A 19,664-nucleotide genomic window follows, 5' to 3' on the forward strand; every position below is an offset into this window, starting at 1 on the left:
CCGGCCCGGCACGGCGCGACGCTCTGTCCAGATGACGGCCGCGAATCTCAATCGCTGAAGCTAGAGACCACGGACGGCCACCAGGGTCGCCAGTGCGGCCTGGGTCGCCTCGTAGCCCTTGTCCTCCCGGCTGTCCGGAAGACCGGCCCGGTCCAGCGCCTGGGGGTCGTTGTCGCAGGTCAGGACGCCGAAGCCGATCGGTACGCCGGTGGTCACGCCGACCTGCATGAGGCCGTCGGTCGTGGCCTGGCAGACGTACTCGAAGTGCGGGGTGTCCCCGCGGATCACCACGCCGAGCGCGATCACCGCGTCGTACCCGCTCTTTGCCGCGTGCAACGATGCGACCGGAAGCTCGAACGATCCCGGCACCCGGATCACCGTGTAGTCGGTGACCCCGGCCTCGTCCAGGGCCCGGATCGCGCCGGCCACCAGCGCGTCGGTCACCTTCGGGTGCCACTGCGCGCCGACGACCGCGACCCGGGCGCCCTCGGCCCGCGGGGTTTCGATGGTGGGTGCTCCACTGCCCGACATCAGCCGGCTCCGTTCTCTTCGGCAAGTACGCCGCCCAGTGCACCGGCGGGCAGGTGGTGGCCCATCCGGTCGCGTTTGGTCCGCAGGTACCGCAGGTTGTGCTCGGTCGGGTCGATCGAGATGCCGCGCCGCTCGACCACGTCGATGCCGTGGCCCTGGACGCCGGCCAGCTTGTCCGGGTTGTTCGTCAGCAGCCGCGCCTCCTTGACACCCAGGTCGGCCAGGATCTGGGCGCCGGTGCCGTAGTCGCGGGCGTCGGCGGGCAGCCCGAGGTCCAGGTTGGCGTCGATCGTGTCGCGGCCCGCGTCCTGCAACTCGTACGCCTGCAGCTTGTGCAGCAGGCCGATCCCCCGGCCCTCGTGGCCGCGCAGATACACGACCACTCCGCCCTCCGCGGCGACCTGACGCAACGCCTCGTCCAACTGCGGTCCACAGTCGCACCGCAGCGAGCCGAACACGTCGCCGGTCAGGCACTCCGAGTGCAGCCGGACGAGCGTCGGCCCGTCCCCGATCTCACCGCGGACCAGCGCCAGCTGCTCCGACCCGTCGACGACGTTCCGGTAGCCGTGGGCAACGAAATCGCCGTACCGGGTGGGCAGCGTGGTGGTCGCGACCCGCTGGATCTGGCTCTCGGTACGCCGCCGGTAGCGGATCAGGTCGTCGATCGACACCAGCACCAGACCGTGCTCGTCGGCGAACTCGCGCAGCTCGGGCCCGCGCTTCATCGTGCCGTCGTCGTTCACCAGCTCGGAGATCACCGCAGCCGGCGTCAGCCCGGCCATCCGGGCCAGGTCGATCGACGCCTCGGTGTGCCCCGGCCGGACCAGGACGCCGCCGCCGCGGCCGCGCAGCGGGAACACGTGCCCCGGCTGCACCAGGTTGTACGCCTCCGACGCCGAGTCGGTCAGCACCCGGATCGTCCGGGCCCGGTCCGCGGCGGAGATCCCGGTGCTGATGCCGTCCCGCGCGTCGACCGAGATCGTGTACGCCGTCCGCATCCGCTCCCGGTTGTGCGGGGTCATCAACGGGATGCCGAGCCGGTCGAGCTCGGAGCCCTCCATCGGGACGCAGACCACGCCCGAGCTGTACCGGATCAGGAACGCCAGCAGCTCCGGGGTCGCCTTGGACGCGGCGAAGATCAGGTCGCCCTCGTTCTCGCGGTCCTCGTCGTCGACCACGATCACCGGCCGGCCGGCCCGGATCTCCTCGATCGCGTGCTCGATCGTGTCGAGTTTCAGCACGTTGCCCATCGTCATCCCACCACCACCGGCTCGGGGGGCGCGACGCGCTCCCGGTTCTGGATCCGCCACCAGGAGACGAAACCGACCACGCAGAACAGCCCGTAGACGATGTACATCGCCGCCGACGGGTAGAACTTCGCCTGCAGCAGCAGCGGTACGCCGACCACGTCGACCGCGATCCAGATCAGCCAGAACTCGACGAACCCACGGGCCATCCCGTACGTCGCCAGGATCGAGCCGGTCAGGATCCACGCGTCCCACTGCGGTCCCCACGAGCCGAGCTCGCGCAGGACGACGTACGAGATCCCGTACAGGACGACCGCGAGACCGAGCAGCTCGAGCCGCTCCCGGGCCGTCGCCCAGCGCGGCTGCACTCCGGTCGCGGCGCCGCCGTGGCGGGTCTGGTACCAGCGGTACCAGCCGTAGAGGCTGACCAGGGCGAAGAACACCTGGCGCCCGGCCTGACCCCACAGGTCCTTGTCCTGCGGGGTGTCGAAGATCCCGCCGATGAAGACGGTGAACAGCAGGATGTTGCCGACGATGCCGACCGGCCAGGCGGCGACCAGCCGGCGCATGCCGAACAGCGCGCTGCCCAGGCCGAAGACGTTGCCGACGATCTCGCGAACCAGCACCGGCGAGCCGGCGATGGTGACCTCGGAGTGCAGCAACCAGTCGATCACTTGGTGCCTCCCTTGATGAGTCGCTCGACGTACTTGGCGATCACGTCGACCTCGAGGTTGACGGTGTCGCCGACCTGGTTGCGGCCGAGCACGGTGAGTTCGAGAGTGGTGGGGATCAGGCTGACCCCGAAGGTGCCGGTCGCGTCGTCCACGTCCGTGACCGTCAGCGAGACGCCGTCGACGGCGATCGAGCCCTTCTCGGCGACGTACCGGAGGATCTCGGGGGTGGTCGCGACCCGGACGTCCTCCCAGTGCTCGGACGGGGTCCGGCTCGCGATCGTGCCGGTGCCGTCGACGTGGCCCTGGACGATGTGCCCGCCGAGCCGGGCGTGGGCGGCGACCGCGCGCTCGAGGTTGACGTGCGAGCCCTTCTCCAGGCTGCCGAGGCCGGTCCGCCGCAGGGTCTCCTGCATCACGTCGGCGGTGAAGGTGTCCTCGCCGTGCTCGACCACCGTCAGGCAACAGCCGTTCACGGCGATCGAGTCGCCGTGACCGGCGTCCTCGGTCACCTTCGGACCGCGGATGGTGAGCCGGGCCGCGTCCCCGTCGAGCAGGTCCAGGGACTCGACCGTGCCGAGTTCCTCGATGATGCCGGTGAACATCTACTTCCCTCCAAGAGGAGTCAGGATCAGCCGGACGTCGTCGCCGAGGCGGGTGACGTCCGCTAGCTTGAACCGCCGCAGGTGGTCGATCGATTCCGCGCCCAGGTCGCCCACCGCCGCGAACCCCGAGCCGAGCACGGCCGGGGCGACGTACGCGACGATCTGGTCGACCAGCCGGGCGCGGAGGAAGGCGGCGGCCAGCGTCGGGCCGCCTTCGAGCCAGAGGTGCCGGATGTGCTGGTCGTCCAGTTGCCGGAGCACCTCGGCGGGGTCGTGGGTCGGCAGCAGCAGGGTCTTGGCGCGGTCGTTGCGGACCCGCGCGGTCGGCGGGATCTCGCGGTCGCCGACGACCACTCGCAGCGGTTGCCTGGCGGCGGGTACGTCGTTCTCGTCGCGGACCGTCAACTCCGGGTCGTCGTCGAGCACGGTCTGGGTGCCGACCGCGATCGCGTCGCACTCGGCCCGCTTCCGGTGGACGTCCGCCCGCGCGATCGGGCCGGTGATCCACTTGCTGGTCCGATCCGGCGCCGCCGACCGGCCGTCGAGCGTGGTCGCGAACTTCCAGGTGACGAACGGCCGGCCCATCCGGACGCTGTGCAGCCAGACGTGGTTGACCGCCTCGGCGTCGCTCTGCAGGACCCCCTGCTCGACCTTGACGTTCTTGCTGGCCAGCTTCTCCGCGCCGCCGGCGGCCTGCTTGTTCGGGTCCGGTACGGCGTACACCACGCGGGCGATCCCCGCCTCGATCAGCGCGTCCGCACACGGCCCGGTCCGGCCGGTGTGGTTGCAGGGCTCGAGCGTCACGTACGCAGTACCGCCGCGGGCCCGGTCGCCGGCCATCGTCAGCGCCTCGACCTCGGCATGGGGGCCACCGGCAACGGCGTGGAAACCCTCACCGACCGGATGGCCGTCGCGAGCGGTGATCACACAGCCGACCACCGGGTTGGGGTGCGTGCTGCCGATGCCCTTCGCGGCCAGCTCGACCGCACGCCGCATCCAGGCGACGTCGATCGGCGAAGCGTTCTTCACTGACGGTCCCTCGTTGTCACGGACGCACTCCGGGGTTCGTGACAACCGGCTGGTGCACGCACTGCCGTCCGGGTGCTGCCGTCGAGCCCGACCACTGCTCGTCGTACTCCGCTCGCCTCGCAGGGCTCACGACCGGACGCCAGAGCACACCCGCCGATCGCGTGCGCCTCCCATCCGGACTTTCACCGTCGGTCCTGGAATTCCACCAGGTCAACCGACCGCTCAACCGCAGCGGCCGGGTCGCGGACTGTCACCGCCGGCTCGGAATTACACCGACCCCGGAGCACGCGAGTGGGTTCACTCGTGCTTCCAGTGTGCCACTGCTGTCCCAGCCCGCCACGACCCAGGTCACATCCTGAGCGTGACCGGCGTCTTTCAGCGTCGCCGGACGAGGTCGTGGATGCGGTCTGGTGGGGCGGTAGGTTCTTGCCGGTGGAGGCGTTTGCTGGGCGGTATCGGCTGATCGACCTGATCGGGACCGGTGGCATGGGCTCGGTCTGGCGGGCGTGGGACCTGCGGCGGTCGGCGTACGTGGCGGCGAAGGTCCTCGGCCAGCACGACGCGGCGACGCTGCTGCGGTTCGTCCGCGAGCAGTCGCTGCGGATCGAGCACCCGCACGTGGTCGCGCCCCACGGGTGGGCGGCCGACGACGACAAGGTCGTGTTCGCCATGGACCTGGTGCGCGGCGGCTCCGTCGCGACCCTGCTCGGCGACCACGGCCCGCTCCCCACGTCGTACGTCGCCGTGCTGCTCGATCAACTGCTGCACGGGCTGTCCGCGGTCCACGCGGCCGGCGTCGTACACCGCGACCTGAAGCCAGCCAACCTCCTGCTCGACGTCACCGGGAAAGGCCGCCCGCACCTGCGTCTGTCCGACTTCGGCGTCGCCGGGCTCCTCGACGAACCCCGGATGACGCGCCACAGCACCGTCCTCGGCACGCCCGGCTACATCGGCCCCGAGCAGCTGGCCGGCGCCGACCCCGATCCGCGCCAGGACCTCTACACAGTCGGCGCGGTGGCCGCCGAACTCCTCACCGGCGAACGACCCGGCGCTGACGGCAAGCTCCCACCCGTCGATGGGCCCTTCGCCGAGTTCATCCACCGCAGTACGGCGACCGACCCCACCCAACGCCCTGCCTCCGCCCACGCCGCGGGCCGCCTCCTGGCCGAGTCCGGGGCGCTCCCTCCCGCGTCGGCCACCCCATGGGCCACGCAACCCGACTCCCCCGAAGTCTTCGACCAACTGCCGCCCCTCCCACCCACCTGGACCCCCACCGACCCTGCCCCTCACCCCCAACGGCCCGCCACCCCGCCACGACCCACACCATCCGACCAGCGGCCCGCCACCCCGCCACGACCCGCACCATCCGACCAGCAACCCGCCACCCCGACACGACCCGCACCATCCGATCAGCGGCCCGCCACCCCCCACGCCGCCACCAACCAGGCCGCCGACCAGCCGAGCTCCGTGTCACAGCACCCCGGCCCGATCGGCCCGTCTGCACCCACGCGCACCGCATCTACCCGCATCCAGACGCGCACCCGAGCGTGGCTCGCCCTCGCGGTCCTCTCCTTCACCGGTGCATTGGCCCTCCTCACCACCGCCGCCTGGCTCCTCCTCACCTGACCCACCCGCAGCAGACTCGTCATGAAGGCAGGGCCCGGGCCATCGGCCCGGGCTCTGGGTGAGTCAGCGGTTCGGGGGCTGCTGGCCGCCGTGGTTCGGGTAATGCTGGGGCGGCTGGTTGTGGTGCGGCGGTACGTTCCCCGGATGCTGTGGAGCAGCTGACCAACCGCCAGGCTGGACGGCGGGCTTCCTGCGGAGACGGAGGACTGCGAAGACGCCCAGCAACAGAAGAGCCACGCCGCCCCCGGAGAGGCCCGCGACGAGCGCGAGCGGGGTGCTGTCGCCGGAGTCGGTGTCGTTGCTGTTGCCCTGAACAGGCCCACCGGCCTGGTTGCCGTTCTCGTCACCGGAGTCGGCCGGCTCCGACGGGTCGGCGGTAGGCGTGGGAGTGACCGAGGTGCCCGCGACGGGAGTGGCGCCATCGACGTACTCGGGCTTGCCGGTGCCGGCCGTTCCTTCCAGACCGACCGTGAGGGTCACCGGGATGGTGAACGCCCGGTCGTCGTCCTTGCGGGTCAGCGTGACCGCGAGGTAGTACTCACCCGGCATCGACGTCCCGGTGTCCTGGTTGTTGGCACCGTTGCGGTTCAGGTACCGGATCTCCTTGGTGGTGAGCGCCTGGATCGTGCCGTCCTTGGTCAGTACGCCGCGCTTGCCCGACCCACCGGGGACCTTCTTCGCGAACACGGAGTACACGTCCTCGCCGATCGGCGAGATGACGGCGGTGTCGAGATACCGGATTCCGCCCAGTGCCTTGCTCGTCGCCGCGCCGAGCTTCGGCACCGTGAACTGCGCCTGGATCCGCTGACCCCAGTCGGCCTTCACCCGGTACAACTGGAGCTCACCCGGCATCAGCGTGGTCTTGTAGCTGCCGGGCTCGAGCAGCGGCGCGTCCGGGAAGCTCGAGCCGGGAACGATCTCGCGCGGGGTCGTGCCGGGCATCGAGGTCCACGTCGGGTCGCCGGCCTCCTCGGGCAGGTTCGCCGTGGACGACACCGGCGGCTCCTCGTCGATCCGCAGCTCGAACGGCACACCCTTGAGCTCGCGGTAGTCCTTGCCCGGTGAGACGGTCAGCACCATCTGATCGGAGTCCGCGCACTCCTCCTGCCAGTCGGACCAGCTCGAAGCGGTGCCGGTGGCCAGCCCTTGGTCGCTGCCGAACACGCGCGGGTAGCTCCAGCCGCAGCTGTCACCGGCCAGCGTCTTGAGCTTCACCTCCGCCTGGATCACCAGCTCCTTGCCCGGCACCCGCCGGAAGCTGACGCCGGCCCGCAGGGTCGAGCCCTTGATGCTGCGCTTGATCAGGTAGTACTTCGCGGTCTCGTCGCCGCCAAAGGTGTCCGAGTAGTGGCCAGGGGCAACCACCGGGGCGCCTTCCTGCTGCGGGCCGCCCTCGATCGGCGTGCCGGAGATGCGGAACGGCCGGAACGCCCGGGTGGACAGGCGGTCGAGCCCGGCTTCGAGGTCGATGGTCGAGTCGGCGTCGTAGTAGTCGCCGCGACCCTCGCGGGCCACGCACTGCAGCTGGCTACGCGCCGTCCCGCCGACCCGGAAGCCGACGACGTCGATCTTCAGGTCGATGCCCTGCTTGGCGATCGACTGCGCCACCACGCACGGGTCGGGTGCGCAGGTGGCCTCACCGTCGGAGACCAGCACGATCGTGCGCTGACCGGTCGGGCCGAGATCCTTGGCAGCCTGCTGCAGCGCGTATCCGATCGGCGTCTCGCCGTACGGCTTGTACTTCGCGATGGCTGCCTGCAACTGCGGCCGGTTGTCCCTGCCGATCGGCACGGACAGCTGGGTGTCCGTGCACGCACCGGCCTGGGTGCGCTTGAACACGGTCGCGCCGTAGACGCGCAGGCCGACCTCCGCGTCCGTCGGCAGCTTGGTCACCACCTTGGTGAGCGCGGTGCGCGCGGCGGCGATCTTGGTCTGCCCGTCGCCGGCCGGCTCCTTCATCGAGCCGGACGAGTCGAGCACCAGGACCAGCTTGCCGCCCGGCTCCGGGTCGGCCTGGGCGGTGGGGGCCGTCAGACCGGCGAGCAGTGCGGTCAGCGTGATGGCGAGGATCGCCCCCACCCCGGGGCGGCGGTGTCCCTGCATCGTCATCGTTTCCTCCAGTGAGATTCGCTGCCGCAAACACTCGCAGTTTGCGATTGCAAATGTCAAGTCGCTGCCTCCAAGTCGGGGCACCCAGAGCCGAAGTGGAAATTTGCGTTCGCGACTGCGAAGATGTTTGCAGTCGCTACCGACAAGGCGGCGTCACGAGGGGATCACGCGGATGGACCAGACGGCACTCAACCTGCAGCAGCAGACCGAACTGTACGGCGAACCGCTCGGCGAGCTCGTCCGCCGGGTGATCGGGCCGCTGCAGCTGACGCAGGGTGCGCTGGCGCAGGTGATCGGGCTGTCCGCGCCGATGCTGTCGCAGCTGATGAGCGCCCAACGGGTGAAGATCGGCAACCCGGCGGTGGTCTCCCGGCTGCAGGCGCTCGACCAGCTCGCCCACCTGGCGTACATCGGGGAGATCGATCCGGACGACATCCCCGCCGAGCTCGACCGGATCCGCGGCGCGACCGGCGCCTTCACCCGTTCGGACCCCACCGCCCAGCTCCCTCGCCCGGCCCAGATCGCCCACGATCAGGCCACAACTCCGGGCCAGACCCCGGCGCCCGGCCAAACCCCCGCGTCCGGCCAGACCCTCGCATCCGGCCAGACCCCCGCGTCCGGCCAGACCCTCGCATCCGGCCAGACCCCCGCGTCCGGCCGGACGCCGGCTCCCGGGCAGGGCACACCGTTCGCCACTCCGCCGGCCATGCAGGCTCCGGCAGCGGCGCCCCAGCCCACGGTGAATACGCCGCCGTCCGCGCGCGCCGTCGTCCGCGAGATCCAGGACCTCTTCCGCGCGGTCGCGTCGGCCGACGAGATCCAGAACGCGGCCAACGCCATCGCCGCTGACTCCCCTGCCCTCGCCGACCTCCTGCTGACCTACGGCACCGGCCGGACCGCTGATGCCCTCGCGCACTACGAGCGCCACCAGGGCGGATAGATCGCGGTTGACCCCTACCCGTCCGTGTGCCAGCCTCACCGAGTGCGGGAAGGGTAGGACTTCAGATCAGGTGGGGCCGGCCGAGCGGTTGTTACGCTGGGCGGTCGGAGAGTTGGGCGGCGCTGTGGTCCGGTCCGTGCACGCGCTGCACGGCGATCAGGGTCCGTGGCGGCTGACCGTCGACGTACAGGGGCGGCGGTTGGATGTCGTGTTGCGGTCTGTTACGCCTCGGGTTGATGCGGCGATGGTGGCCACGGGGGCTGCTGCGCTGGAGGTGGCCGAGCGGCACGGGCTCGCGGCGCCGCGATTGATTGCCAAGGATCTCGATGGGCGCGTGGCCGGCGTAGCGGCGAGCCTGGAGACGTTCGTCGACGGGAGCACAGCGTGGCCAGGTGCTTCGTCGAGCGAACCGCCGGCCGGCCCTCGGTCTGGGCGAGCGGCCCGGCCGGAGGCGGTGTCTGACCGGCGCGATTGGGGTCGGGTGGCGGGTGCGGCGCTGGCGCAGATCCACGCGGTCGCGCTCGCGCCGCAGCCGCACCTGCCGTTCAGGCCGAGGCCGATCGCGGTGGACGACTTCGCGGCTGATCGGCGGGAAGGCAGGATGCCGACCACGCCTCTGCTGCAGAGAGCGGACGAGTTGATTCGGAGCATGCCCGAGCCGCGAGACGCGACGGTGTTCGTTCACGGTGACGTGTGGTTCGGCAACCTGTTGTGGGCAGGCGACCCACGCTGCGTGTTCATCGACTGGAAGACGGCCGGAGTCGGCGACCCAGGAGTCGACCTCGGGGAGCTCCGGAAGCAGTTGGCGATCACCTATGGGCCCGAGGCAACCGCCGGGATAGTGACCGGTTGGGAGCAGGCCACCGGACGACCCGCGACCGACGTCGCCTACTGGGACGCGGTCGCGGCCCTCAACACCCCGACCGATCTCGGACCGATGACCGCACGACGTGATGCGTTCCTCAGGTCGGCCCTCGCCCAACTGAGCTGACCTCGAAACGTCGGCCGTGATCCTCACCACGACGAGAGGTCCGAAAGATGTGCGCGCGGTCACTCCGGAGCACGTCGGTTAACACAAGCCCGACGAGGATTTCCGCCTGTCTCACAGGATGTCAGGCCGGAATGGCGTTCTCGGAGCCGGTGTTGGGATCGGACGGCGGAGCGGTCGCTCCGTGCTGAACCAACGGTTGTGAGGAGAGAGCTGTGCGCGCCTTCAGCGCCTTTCGACGGGTCGTCGCGGTGGGAGCCGCTGTCACGCTGGCCGTTTCGATGGTCGCCTGCGGCAGCGAGGACGACGCGGCGTCGAACGGTCCGGACCTCGGGCTGATCAAGTCCGGGACGTTGCGGATCGGGACGCTGACGGATGCGCCGCCGAACGTGTACGTGCAGGACGGCAGGTTCACCGGGTTCGACAACGACCTGATCACCGCGGTCGCGGCGAAGCTGAACCTGAAGCCGGAGTTCGTCGGCACCGACTTCTCCGCGCTGCTGTCGCAGGTGAACGGCGGTCAGTACGACCTCGGCAGCTCGTCGATCACGGTCACCGAGGCCCGCAAAAAGACGGTTGCCTTCAGCAATGGGTATGACTTCGGGTACCTCGGGCTGAACACCACGAAGGACTCCGGCATCACGACGTTCGACCAGCTTCAGGGCAAGCGCGTGGTCGTCGTCCAGGGCACCGTCCAGGACGACTACGCCACCCAGAAGGATCTCGACCCGGTCCGGGTGCCGAACTACAACGCCGCGCTCGGCCAGCTCAAGGCGGGTACAGCGGACGCGTGGGTCTCCCCTGCCGAGATCGGCGAGAAGATGGCCAAGGAGCAGGGCGGCGGCACGGTGATCCTGGCCGCGAAGGAGCTCAGCGATGCCCCGATGGCGTTCGCGGTGGCCAAGAGCAACGACGAACTGCGCGAGGCGGTCAACAAGGCGCTCGACGAGGTGATCGCCGACGGCACGTGGACCAAGCTGGTCGAGCAGTACTACCCGGGCCGCGCCGTACCGCCGAACTTCAAGCCGGGCAGCGGCACCGTCAAGTTCACGACGCCCGCAGCCGGCTGATGGACATCTGGTCCACGCTGAACGACACCTTCCTCGACTGGGGGTCGATGAAGGAAGTCCTGCCCGAGATGCTCACGGTAGGACTGGTCAACACTCTCGTGCTGGCGGCCGCCTCGGTCGTGCTGGGCACCCTGCTCGGCATGGTCGTGGCGGTCATGGCCCTGTCGCGGAAGCGCTGGCTGCGCTGGCCGGCGAAGATCTACACCGACATCTTCCGCGGACTGCCGGCCATCCTGACCATCCTGCTGATCGGCCAGGGCCTCTCGCCGATCACCCGGCACTGGTGGGGCCCGAACCCGTATCCCCTCGGCATCCTGGCCCTCTCGCTGATCGCCGCGGCGTACATCGGTGAGATCTTCCGCTCCGGCATCCAGAGCGTGGAGAAGGGCCAACTCGAGGCGGCCCGGGCGCTCGGGTTCAGCTACCCGGCCGGGATGCGGCTGGTCGTCATCCCGCAAGGAGTACGGCGGGTGCTGCCGGCGCTCGTGAACCAGTTCATCGCCCTGGTGAAGGAGTCCAGCCTGGTCTACTTCCTCGGGCTGCTGGCCAGCCAGCGGGAGCTGTTCCGGATCGGCCAGGACGCGGCCGCGACGAACGGCAACCTGTCGCCGTTGCTGCTGGCCGGCATCTTCTACTTGGTGATCACCGTGCCGCTGACCCACCTGGTGAACTACTTCGACAAGCGCCTGCGCGAGGGCCGGCCGGCCGACGAGAACCAACCAGACGTCGTACGGGAGGAGTTGGCGCATGCAGACCACCGTTGAGGCGGCGGCCAGCCTGGACGTCGAAGGGGTCGAGCTGGCGTTCGGCAGCAACAAGGTGCTGCGCGGCGTGGATCTGTCCGTGCCGGCCGGGCGTACGGCGTGCGTCATCGGGCCGTCCGGATCCGGGAAGTCGACGTTGCTGCGCGCGATCAACCGGTTGCTCGAACCGGACGCCGGGGACGTCCGGCTGGCCGGCGAATCGGTGCTGAGGACCAACCCGGACGTGCTGCGGCGGCGGATCGGGATGGTGTTCCAGCACTTCAACCTGTTCCCGCACAAGACCGTGCTGGACAACATCACGCTGCCGTTGCGGAAGATCGACAAGCTCGGCCCGGACGAGGCGCGGGCCGCGGCGCTGGCGCAGCTCGAGCTGGTCGGCCTGAGCAGCAAGGCGGCCGCCCGCCCGGGCAACCTGTCCGGAGGTCAGCAGCAACGCGTCGCGATCGCGCGGGCACTGGCGATGAAGCCCGAGGTCATGCTGTTCGACGAGGCCACCTCCGCGCTCGACCCGGAGCTGGTGAAGGGGGTCCTGGGTCTGATGGCCGAGCTCGCCCAGGCCGGGATGACGATGGTCGTGGTCACCCACGAGATGGGCTTCGCCCGCGAGGTGGCCGACCAGGTCGCGTTCATGGACCACGGGGTCGTGGTCGAGGCCGGCGTACCGGACCAGATCTTCACCGCCGCGGAGTCGCCCCGCCTCCGGCAGTTCCTCTCCCAGGTGCTCTGAACGTCCGGTATTCGTAGTTCGTTGACGCGGCAGCGGCGTGGGTGCTCGCTTTCCGGCGGATCGTGCCGATGGTGGACGGGTGAGGAAGTGAGCCCACCACCGCCCTGGGGGACACATGGCATTGACGCGCGCCGGGAACCGCTTGGTCGGACTGGCGATGATGGCGGCTGTCAGCACGGTGATCGGCTCGGTGGTGGTCGCCGCCGCCCGTACGCCGGCTCCGCCACCGCCCAACCCGGCCCCACCGGCGGCAGCGGCGGCTCCGGCCCAGGTCGCGCTGCCGGCCAAGTACGTCGTGCTCACGTTCGACGACGGCCCGGACCCGGTCTACACCCCACAGGTCCTCGACATCCTGGCGAAGTACGACGCCAAGGCGACGTTCTTCGAGGTCGGCCAGAAGGTGACGCAGCACCCGGCGCTGACCAAGCGGATCCACGACGCCGGGCACAGCGTGCAGAACCACACCTGGACGCACGCCGACCTGCGGAAGCTCTCCGCCGCCGCGCTCATCCGGCAACTCCAGTCCACGGATCGCTCGATCAGCGCGCAGACCGGGGTGGTCCCGCGGTGCGTCCGGCCGCCGTACGGCGCGATGAACAGCGCGGTCGCCCGGCACGCCAAGGCCCTGCGGAAGAAGCTGGTCATCTGGGACGTCGACTCGCGTGACTGGACCAAGCCCGGTACGGCGGCGATCGTGAAGCGGGTGCTGGCCGGCGTACGCAACGGCTCGGTGATCCTCATGCACGACGGCGGCGGGAACCGCAGTCAAACGGTGGCAGCGCTGCCGGCGATCCTGAAGGCGCTCAAGGCCAACGGGTACGGCTTCCGCACGCTGACCTGCTAGGCGAACGCCTCGACCAGCGGGACGACGTCCGCGATCGACTCGACGATCCGGGTCGGGCGGTACGGGAAGCGATCGACCTCGTGCTCGCCGGTCGAGCCGGACAGCACGAGCACGCTGCGCAGGCCGGCCTCGAGCCCGCTGATGATGTCGGTGTCCATCCGGTCGCCGATCATCACCGTGGTCTCGGAGTGCGCCTCGATCCGGTTGAGCGCGCTGCGCATCATCAGCGGGTTCGGCTTGCCGACGAAGTACGGCGCGACGCCGGTGGCGCGGGTGATCAGCGCGGCCACCGACCCGGTCGCGGGCAGCGGGCCCTCGGTCGACGGGCCGGTCGGGTCCGGGTTCGTGGCCAGGAACCGGGCGCCGGCGGAGATCAGCCGGATCGCCTTGGTGATCGCCTCGAACGAGTACGTCCGGGTCTCCCCGAGGACGACGTAGTCCGGCGCCCGCTCGGTCAGCACGTAGCCGATCTCGTGCAGGGCCGTGGTCAGGCCGGCCTCACCGATCACGTACGCCGTACCGCCCGGACGCTGGTCGTCGAGGAACTGGGCGGTGGCCAGCGCACTGGTCCAGATTGCGGCCTCGGGTACGTCGATGCCACCGGCAAGCAACCGGGCGCGGAGGTCGCGCGGGGTGAAGATCGAGTTGTTGGTCAGCACCAGGAACTTCTTCCCGGACTTCTGCAGCGAGCCGATGAACTCACTCGCCCCGGGGATGGCGCGCTCCTCGTGCACGAGGACGCCGTCCATGTCCGTCAGCCAGCTCTCCACCGGCTTGTGCTCCGACATGGGCTCATCGTAGAGGAGCGGCCGGATTCAGCCGGCGGCCTGCTGCGCGAGGGTGCGGAGCTCGTCGACCATCGCGTTCGGGTCGTCGGCGGCGTACACGGCCGAGCCGGCGACGAAGACGTCCGCGCCGGCGTCGGCGCAGCGCTCGATCGTGTCCACCGAGACCCCGCCGTCGATCTGCACCCACAGGTCGAGACCGTGCTTGTCGAGGAGCTGCCGGGTCCGGCGGATCTTCGGCACGACCACGTCCAGGAACTTCTGGCCGCCGAACCCGGGCTCGACGGTCATGATCAGGATCATGTCGAGCTCGGGCAGCAGGTCCTCGTACGGCTCGATCGGGGTGGCGGGCTTCAGCGCCATCGCCGCGCGGGCACCTTTCGCGCGGATCTCCCGCGCGGTCCGGATCGGGGCGCGGCACGCCTCGACGTGGAAGGTGACGCTCGAGGCGCCGGCCTCGACGTACCCGGGGGCCCACCGGTCGGGGTCCTCGATCATCAGGTGGCAGTCGAGCGGCGTGTCGGTCGCCTTCGCAAGCGACTCGACCACCGGCATCCCGAGGGTGAGGTTCGGGACGAAGTGATTGTCCATCACGTCGACGTGCAGCCAGTCGGCGTTCGACACGGCCGCGGCCTCGTCGGCGAGCCGGGCGAAGTCGGCGGACAGGATGCTCGGCGCGATCTGAATCCCCATGGGCGTCAATCTACCGACGGGCCCTGACCCACTCGACGACCCGGTCCACCGAGTCCACCACGTCGACGCCCGCGGGCAGCGGCGGACGGCGGATCACCACCACGGGTACGCCGAGCTCGCGAGCCGCCACCAGCTTCGCCGACGTCCGCGGACCACCGCTGTCCTTCGTCACCAGTACGTCGATCCGGTGCCGCCGCAGCACCCCGACTTCGCCGGCGACGTCGTACGGGCCGCGGTCGAGGATCAGCTCGCACCACGTCGGGACCAGCTCCGGCGGATCCACACAGCGCGCGATCGTCCACAGACCGGTCGTGCTGAAAGCGTCCAGACCTTGGCGCCCGATGGTGAGGAACACCCGGCTGCCGATCGTCGGCAGCATGCCGGCAGCTGCCGCAGCGGTGTCTGCCCAGTGCCACACGTCGCCAGGCTGCTCGGTCCAGCCCGGTCGGCGGAGCACCAGCAGTGGCAGGCCCAACCGGCCGGTCGCTGTCAACGCGTGCTCGGTCATCGTCGCGGCGAACGGATGGGTGGCGTCGACCACCGCGTCGACATCGTTGGTCCGCAGCCAGTCGATCAGACCTTCGACGCCGCCGAAGCCGCCCTGCCGGACCTGACCTGCAGGCAGTCGCGCGTCACTGATCCGCCCGGCCAGCGACGACACCACCTCAGCGTCGGTGAGCACGTCCGCCAGCTCGCGCGCCTCGCCGGTGCCGCCCAGCAGGAGCAGCTTCATCGAGATCGCGTCGTCGAGTACAGGTGGCTGTCCCGGAACGCCGTCGCCGACAGCACCTGGCCGACGATGATGACCGCGGTACGACGGATGTCCGCGGCCCGCACCTGGTCGGCGATGTCGGCGAGCGTGCCCCGCAGGACCACCTCGTCCTCGCGGGACGCCCGGGCGACCACGGCGACCGGACAGTCGGCGCCGTACGTCGGGGTGAGCCCGGCGACCACGCGGTCGATCGCCTGGACCGCGAGGTGCAGCACCATCGTCGACCGGCTGGCGCCGAGGGTCGAGAGGTCCTCGCCGGGCGGCATCGCGGACGCGCGGCCGGCGATCCGCGTGAGGATCACGGTCTGGCCGACCTCGGGGACGGTCAGCTCACGTCCGAGGGTGGCCGCGGCGGCGGCGTACGCCGGGACGCCCGGGGTCACGTCGTACGGGATGCCGAGGTCGTCGAGTCGGCGCATCTGCTCGGCCATCGCGCTGAACACCGACGGGTCGCCGGAGTGCAGCCGGGCGACGTCGAGTCCGTCGGCGTGCGCGGTCGCCAGCTCGTCGATGATCTGGTCGAGGTCCAGGTTCGCCGTGTCCACCGTGCGGGCGCCGGGCGGGCAGTGGTCGAGGAGCTCGATCGGGACGAGCGCGCCGGCGTACAGGCAGACGGGTGCGGACGCGATCAGGTCACGGCCGCGGACGGTGATCAGGTCGGCGGCCCCGGGCCCGGCACCGATGAAGTGCACGGTCACGGAGCCCCCCGATGCGCGTCGTTCGCTGCCCTCACTTGGTCACGCTCCAGATCGTCACGAGCATGGCGGGTCGCCAGCCGGTCATGGTTCCGACCGGCGCGGCCCGTTGGACGTCGAGGCGGACGAGGTCACCGCCGAGTTCGCCGTACCAGTGCGCGATCAACGCTTCGGTCTCGAGCGTCACGCCGTTCACGACCAGGCGACCGCCGGGAGCGAGGGCGTGCCAGCACGCCTCGATCAGACCCGGTGCCGTCGCTCCCCCGCCGACGAAGACCGCGTCGGGAGTCTCCAGGCCATCCAATGCGGCAGGTGCTTCGCCGAGCACGGTCCTGACGGTGACGCCGAGAGCGGCCGCGTTGCGGTCGAGGCGCTTGGCCCGGTCCGGATCGCGTTCGATCGCGATCGCCCGGCAGGTGGGGTGATGCCGCGACCACTCGATCGCGATGCTGCCGGCGCCGCCGCCGACGTCCCACAGGAGGTGTCCGGGCACCGGTGCGAGCCGTGACAGCGTGACCGCGCGTACTTCGCGTTTGGTGAGCTGCCCGTCGTTCTCGTACGCGTCGTCCGGCAGCCCGGGCACAGTCGGCAGCAGCGCAGCACCCGCGTCCGCCGCGCACAGTACGCCGATCACGTTGAGCGCATCGACGTCACCCGACCAGTCCGCAGCCGTAGTCGTCCGCACGCGCTCGGACGGCCCGCCGAGCTGTTCGAGCACAGTCATCGAGCTAGTGCCGTAACCACGCGCTTGGAGCAGTGCAGCGACCTGTGCCGGGGTGTGCGCACCCCAACTCAGCACCAGCAGCCGACGGCCCGGCTGGACATGCGGATGCACCAGCTCCACCGGGTGCCCGACCAGACTGACCACTTGCACCTGGTCCTGCGGCCAGCCGAGTCGCGCACACGCCAGCGACACACTTGACGGGTGTGGGATCACCCGTACGCCGTCCGCGCCGAGCAACCGGGTCAGCGTCGTACCGATGCCGTGGAACGTCGGGTCTCCGCTGGCCAGCACGCATACTCGCCGACTGCGGTGCTCGTCCAACAGGCCCGGCAAGGACTCCGACAACGGCGACGGCCAGGGCACACGCTTCGCATTCGAGCCCGGCACCAACTCCAACTGCCTCGTGCTACCCATCAGCACTTCAGCTGCGGACACGGCATTCCGGGCAGCCGGTGACAGCCCGTCCCACCCGTCTGCACCGATCCCTACGACGGTGACCGGCTCACGCATTGCCCAGCACCTTGGTCACGGTGATCTCGATGACCACCCGCTTCGGGTTGACCCGCGGCTCTCGGTAGCGCTTGGCGTACCGCCGTACCGCGTCCTCCACCCGCGCGGGGTCGTCGCTGACCACCGCACGTCCCTCCAGCGACGACCACCGCCGTCCGTCCACCTGCGTCACCGAAACCGCGGCAACCCCGGCCTTGCGGATCGTCCGCGCCTTGTACGACGTCCCCGAGCAGATCACCCGCACGAGCCCCGCCTCGACATCCAGCGTCGCCCCGACCGGCGTCGAGTGCACCGTCCCGTCCGCGCGGACCGTGCTCAGCACACACAGATGCCGCTCGGTCCAGAACTCCACCAACCCGCCACTCCACCGCACCCCGCGATCGTAGGCCAGCCACCACCCAGCCGGCGGAACCCACCCACGTGCAGCCGTGAAGGGCCCGGCGCGGGGGCCGGGCCCTTCTGGGCGGCTAGCGGAGGGTGCCGGCGGCCACTGTGTCCAGGGCCTGGCGGAGGAGGGGGTTCACCTTGTGGTCGGTCTTGGACTTGGGGAGGCGTACGGCGTTGCCGTCCACCGGGCCGTTGACCGCGTAGACGGACAGCTCGGCGGGCAGGGGGGACGTGCCGCAGACCTGGTTCTTGCCGGGGAGCTCGCCGGTGAACACGAAGGTGTCACCGATCTCCTCGGCGCAGGACGAGGCCGAGCCGACGTACTGCCCGTGCTGGCCCTCGTCGTCGATGGCGACGAACCGGGTGGCGCGGGCGGTGTCCTTGTGGGTCCGCAGCGCACCCTCGTACGCCGTCGCCGGGTCGAGCTCGCCCTGGATCATCAGCATCCGCGGCGAGCCCTTGAGGTCCAGCTTGCGGTCCTGCGGCTCGTACGGCCAGAAGGCGCAGAACGGTACGCCGTTCATGTAGCCGAAGAAGTCGTACTTGGCGGCCATCCGGTCCGCCTCGCGCAGGTAGAACCGCGGGTCGCTGTTCCACTTGGTGTCGTTGCAGCGGACCGTCGTACCGATCGCGCCGAGGTTGACCACGGCGTCGCCCTTCGACTTGGCCGCGGCCGCGCGGGCGTCGGCCAGGATCGACCGGGTCGAGTCGACCCGCAAGGCCGCCGCGGTGGTGGAGGCGGCCGGCGTCACACCGTACCGGGCCCGCATCGCCGCGAGTGTGTCGAAGGCCTGCAGTTCCGGCGAGATCCGGGCCCAGGCACGGTCGACGTGCCGCAACTCGATCTGCCCCGACGCCGACGGGTCCTTCAGGTACTCGTCGTGGATCAGGATGTCGAGCGTCCCCCGGATGAAGCGGACGTTGCCGTACTGGACGCTGTAGATGATGCCGTCCAGGTCGTCACCGCGGACCGACGACGTACCGGCCTTGACCCGCGCGACCAGGCCGGCGCGGATCCCGTTGTACGTCGCCCGCACCTGGCGGAACGTGCTGCCGAGGCCGGAGATCTGGTCGGCGTGCCGGGCGATCCACGGGAACAGCTGGGTGTCGCGCCGGCGCTGGCCGGAGAACGGGTCGAAGTTCACGTTCTCCCACTGGGTGTGGGTCCAGTCCATGTTCGAGTCGATCACGAACCGGCCGACCTTCGACGGGTAGGTGTCGGCGTACCAGCCGCCGAGCCAGGTGCCGTAGCTGTAGCCGATCAGGTTCAGCTGGCGCGCCTCGAACAGCGCCCGCAGGAACTCCATGTCGTACACGGTCTGCTGGCTGCTGACGAACTGGCCGAACTCGGTCGCTGAGCAGGCGTCGGCGTACAGCTTGGCCTCGGCCACCTCGACGCGATGCGTCTGCCGGGTGCGCTCCTTGTAGTCCGGCGTGGTCGGCAGCGCGTTCAGCGCCTCGGTCGTGGTCAGGCACTGCAGCGGCGTGCTCTGGCCGAACCCGCGCGGGTCGAAGCCGAGCAGGTCGAAGTCACTGAACAGCTGGGGCTTGTCGATCGCCAGCGAGGCCGACAGCGTCAGGCCGGCGCCACCCGGGCCGCCCGGGTTGGTCGTCATCAGGCCCTTCGACGTACCGGTGGCCTTGCTGTAGGCGATGGCGACCTCGACGTCGGGGTGCGCGTCCGGGTCGGCCCAGTCCATCGGGACCTTCACCTTCGCGCAGTTCGTGGTCGGCGCCTGCGGATAGAGACTCTTGACCGTGGCGTCGAACGAGCAGACCGACCAGTTGATCGGCTGGTCGAGGTACTTCTGAGGGATGGACGGGACCGGCGGGTCCACCGGTCCTTTGGCAGGGGGCGCTGCCGAGGCCGAACTGATGGCCACCTGGGGCACGACGAGTGCCGCAGCCAGGGCCAGGGCGATCTTCGGAAATCTGATCACGCTGCCT

Annotated in this window: 20 protein-coding genes and 1 riboswitch; of the genes, 7 read left to right on the forward strand and 13 right to left on the reverse strand. The window is 70.2% G+C overall.

Annotated features, from left to right (window positions below):
- Positions 1 to 60: 60 nt before the first annotated feature.
- From ribH to ribD, 5 genes are read right to left on the reverse strand one after another with little or no spacing between them, the layout of a single operon-like run.
- Positions 61 to 531 carry a 6,7-dimethyl-8-ribityllumazine synthase gene (ribH, locus tag ACQPYZ_RS26255; protein WP_433160766.1) on the reverse strand — a complete coding sequence of 157 codons (471 nt, stop codon included), beginning with the start codon at positions 529 to 531 and terminating at the stop codon, positions 61 to 63.
- Entirely contained in the window at positions 531 to 1,781 is a 1,251-nt protein-coding gene (locus ACQPYZ_RS26260; protein WP_433169763.1) for a bifunctional 3,4-dihydroxy-2-butanone-4-phosphate synthase/GTP cyclohydrolase II, read from the reverse strand. Before ACQPYZ_RS26260 ends, ribH begins: the two co-directional genes overlap by 1 nt.
- Before the next feature lie 2 nt (positions 1,782 to 1,783).
- Positions 1,784 to 2,452 carry a nicotinamide riboside transporter PnuC gene (gene pnuC, locus ACQPYZ_RS26265; protein WP_433160768.1) on the reverse strand — a complete coding sequence of 223 codons (669 nt, stop codon included), beginning with the start codon at positions 2,450 to 2,452 and terminating at the stop codon, positions 1,784 to 1,786.
- Positions 2,449 to 3,054, reverse strand: coding sequence for a riboflavin synthase (locus tag ACQPYZ_RS26270; RefSeq protein ID WP_433160770.1), 606 nt, complete (start codon positions 3,052 to 3,054; stop codon positions 2,449 to 2,451). The genes pnuC and ACQPYZ_RS26270 overlap by 4 nt, the downstream gene beginning before the upstream one ends.
- On the reverse strand, positions 3,055 to 4,083 hold the full coding sequence (gene ribD, locus ACQPYZ_RS26275; protein ID WP_433160772.1) for a bifunctional diaminohydroxyphosphoribosylaminopyrimidine deaminase/5-amino-6-(5-phosphoribosylamino)uracil reductase RibD: 1,029 nt from the start codon (positions 4,081 to 4,083) through the stop codon (positions 3,055 to 3,057).
- Between the two features lie 157 nt (positions 4,084 to 4,240).
- Positions 4,241 to 4,374: riboswitch (FMN riboswitch) on the reverse strand.
- Between the two features lie 141 nt (positions 4,375 to 4,515).
- Here ribD and ACQPYZ_RS26280 point away from each other — a divergent pair.
- Complete coding sequence (locus ACQPYZ_RS26280; RefSeq protein ID WP_433160774.1) at positions 4,516 to 5,709, forward strand: serine/threonine-protein kinase; 1,194 nt, start codon at positions 4,516 to 4,518, stop codon at positions 5,707 to 5,709.
- A gap of 63 nt (positions 5,710 to 5,772) precedes the next feature.
- Here the strand turns inward: ACQPYZ_RS26280 and ACQPYZ_RS26285 are convergent, their stop codons facing one another.
- On the reverse strand, positions 5,773 to 7,818 hold the full coding sequence (locus ACQPYZ_RS26285; RefSeq protein WP_433160776.1) for a vWA domain-containing protein: 2,046 nt from the start codon (positions 7,816 to 7,818) through the stop codon (positions 5,773 to 5,775).
- 172 nt (positions 7,819 to 7,990) lie between these two features.
- On the opposite strand from ACQPYZ_RS26285, the gene ACQPYZ_RS26290 reads away from it, so the two are divergent.
- The 6 genes from ACQPYZ_RS26290 to ACQPYZ_RS26315 all read left to right on the forward strand — a co-directional run bounded on the left by ACQPYZ_RS26290 (position 7,991) and on the right by ACQPYZ_RS26315 (position 13,151).
- The gene (locus ACQPYZ_RS26290; protein WP_433160777.1) at positions 7,991 to 8,758 is read left to right on the forward strand and encodes a DNA-binding protein; all 768 of its coding nucleotides are present in this window, start codon (positions 7,991 to 7,993) and stop codon (positions 8,756 to 8,758) included.
- Between the two features lie 244 nt (positions 8,759 to 9,002).
- Positions 9,003 to 9,749 (forward strand): phosphotransferase family protein, encoded by a 747-nt coding sequence (locus ACQPYZ_RS26295; protein ID WP_433160779.1) that lies wholly within the window; start codon positions 9,003 to 9,005, stop codon positions 9,747 to 9,749.
- A 212-nt stretch (positions 9,750 to 9,961) separates the two neighbouring features.
- Complete coding sequence (locus tag ACQPYZ_RS26300; RefSeq protein WP_433160781.1) at positions 9,962 to 10,816, forward strand: substrate-binding periplasmic protein; 855 nt, start codon at positions 9,962 to 9,964, stop codon at positions 10,814 to 10,816.
- Positions 10,816 to 11,580: an amino acid ABC transporter permease gene (locus tag ACQPYZ_RS26305; protein ID WP_433160782.1), complete on the forward strand. Its 765-nt coding sequence runs from the start codon at positions 10,816 to 10,818 to the stop codon at positions 11,578 to 11,580. Before ACQPYZ_RS26300 ends, ACQPYZ_RS26305 begins: the two co-directional genes overlap by 1 nt.
- Positions 11,564 to 12,307, forward strand: a complete 744-nt coding sequence (locus ACQPYZ_RS26310; RefSeq protein WP_433160784.1) for an amino acid ABC transporter ATP-binding protein — start codon at positions 11,564 to 11,566, stop codon at positions 12,305 to 12,307. Before ACQPYZ_RS26305 ends, ACQPYZ_RS26310 begins: the two co-directional genes overlap by 17 nt.
- Before the next feature lie 115 nt (positions 12,308 to 12,422).
- The gene (locus ACQPYZ_RS26315; protein WP_433160786.1) at positions 12,423 to 13,151 is read left to right on the forward strand and encodes a polysaccharide deacetylase family protein; all 729 of its coding nucleotides are present in this window, start codon (positions 12,423 to 12,425) and stop codon (positions 13,149 to 13,151) included.
- Here ACQPYZ_RS26315 and ACQPYZ_RS26320 read toward each other — a convergent pair.
- The 7 genes from ACQPYZ_RS26320 to ACQPYZ_RS26350 all read right to left on the reverse strand — a co-directional run bounded on the left by ACQPYZ_RS26320 (position 13,148) and on the right by ACQPYZ_RS26350 (position 19,657).
- Entirely contained in the window at positions 13,148 to 13,939 is a 792-nt protein-coding gene (locus ACQPYZ_RS26320; RefSeq protein WP_433160788.1) for an HAD-IIA family hydrolase, read from the reverse strand. The two genes, ACQPYZ_RS26315 and ACQPYZ_RS26320, sit on opposite strands and share 4 nt — an antisense overlap.
- Positions 13,940 to 13,966: 27 nt before the next feature.
- Positions 13,967 to 14,629, reverse strand: coding sequence for a ribulose-phosphate 3-epimerase (rpe, locus tag ACQPYZ_RS26325; RefSeq protein ID WP_433160790.1), 663 nt, complete (start codon positions 14,627 to 14,629; stop codon positions 13,967 to 13,969).
- A 10-nt stretch (positions 14,630 to 14,639) separates the two neighbouring features.
- Positions 14,640 to 15,362: a cobalt-precorrin-6A reductase gene (locus ACQPYZ_RS26330; protein WP_433160792.1), complete on the reverse strand. Its 723-nt coding sequence runs from the start codon at positions 15,360 to 15,362 to the stop codon at positions 14,640 to 14,642.
- Complete coding sequence (gene cobM, locus ACQPYZ_RS26335; protein ID WP_433160794.1) at positions 15,359 to 16,099, reverse strand: precorrin-4 C(11)-methyltransferase; 741 nt, start codon at positions 16,097 to 16,099, stop codon at positions 15,359 to 15,361. Before cobM ends, ACQPYZ_RS26330 begins: the two co-directional genes overlap by 4 nt.
- Positions 16,100 to 16,130: 31 nt before the next feature.
- On the reverse strand, positions 16,131 to 17,330 hold the full coding sequence (gene cbiE, locus ACQPYZ_RS26340; RefSeq protein WP_433160795.1) for a precorrin-6y C5,15-methyltransferase (decarboxylating) subunit CbiE: 1,200 nt from the start codon (positions 17,328 to 17,330) through the stop codon (positions 16,131 to 16,133).
- The gene (locus ACQPYZ_RS26345; protein WP_433160796.1) at positions 17,323 to 17,703 is read right to left on the reverse strand and encodes a pyridoxamine 5'-phosphate oxidase family protein; all 381 of its coding nucleotides are present in this window, start codon (positions 17,701 to 17,703) and stop codon (positions 17,323 to 17,325) included. Before ACQPYZ_RS26345 ends, cbiE begins: the two co-directional genes overlap by 8 nt.
- Before the next feature lie 94 nt (positions 17,704 to 17,797).
- On the reverse strand, positions 17,798 to 19,657 hold the full coding sequence (locus ACQPYZ_RS26350) for an alpha/beta hydrolase (RefSeq protein WP_433160798.1): 1,860 nt from the start codon (positions 19,655 to 19,657) through the stop codon (positions 17,798 to 17,800).
- Positions 19,658 to 19,664 lie beyond the last annotated feature (7 nt).

The sequence above is a fragment of the Kribbella sp. CA-247076 genome (assembly GCF_050942445.1).
In the GTDB taxonomy this organism is placed as follows: Bacteria; Actinomycetota; Actinomycetes; order Propionibacteriales; family Kribbellaceae; genus Kribbella.

Bases quoted from the DNA above. Each gene is read 5' to 3' on its own strand.
- ACQPYZ_RS26285 (WP_433160776.1), bottom strand. From the start codon at position 7,818: ATGACGATGCAGGGACACCGCCGCCCCGGGGTGGGGGCGATCCTCGCC.
- ACQPYZ_RS26320 (WP_433160788.1), bottom strand. From the start codon at position 13,939: ATGTCGGAGCACAAGCCGGTGGAGAGCTGGCTGACGGACATGGACGGC.
- ACQPYZ_RS26295 (WP_433160779.1), top strand. From the start codon at position 9,003: ATGGTGGCCACGGGGGCTGCTGCGCTGGAGGTGGCCGAGCGGCACGGG.
- ACQPYZ_RS26305 (WP_433160782.1), top strand. From the start codon at position 10,816: ATGGACATCTGGTCCACGCTGAACGACACCTTCCTCGACTGGGGGTCG.
- ribH (WP_433160766.1), bottom strand. From the start codon at position 531: ATGTCGGGCAGTGGAGCACCCACCATCGAAACCCCGCGGGCCGAGGGC.
- ACQPYZ_RS26260 (WP_433169763.1), bottom strand. From the start codon at position 1,781: ATGGGCAACGTGCTGAAACTCGACACGATCGAGCACGCGATCGAGGAG.
- ACQPYZ_RS26310 (WP_433160784.1), top strand. From the start codon at position 11,564: ATGCAGACCACCGTTGAGGCGGCGGCCAGCCTGGACGTCGAAGGGGTC.
- ACQPYZ_RS26290 (WP_433160777.1), top strand. From the start codon at position 7,991: ATGGACCAGACGGCACTCAACCTGCAGCAGCAGACCGAACTGTACGGC.
- rpe (WP_433160790.1), bottom strand. From the start codon at position 14,629: ATGGGGATTCAGATCGCGCCGAGCATCCTGTCCGCCGACTTCGCCCGG.
- ACQPYZ_RS26315 (WP_433160786.1), top strand. From the start codon at position 12,423: ATGGCATTGACGCGCGCCGGGAACCGCTTGGTCGGACTGGCGATGATG.
- ACQPYZ_RS26330 (WP_433160792.1), bottom strand. From the start codon at position 15,362: ATGAAGCTGCTCCTGCTGGGCGGCACCGGCGAGGCGCGCGAGCTGGCG.
- ACQPYZ_RS26270 (WP_433160770.1), bottom strand. From the start codon at position 3,054: ATGTTCACCGGCATCATCGAGGAACTCGGCACGGTCGAGTCCCTGGAC.
- cbiE (WP_433160795.1), bottom strand. From the start codon at position 17,330: ATGCGTGAGCCGGTCACCGTCGTAGGGATCGGTGCAGACGGGTGGGAC.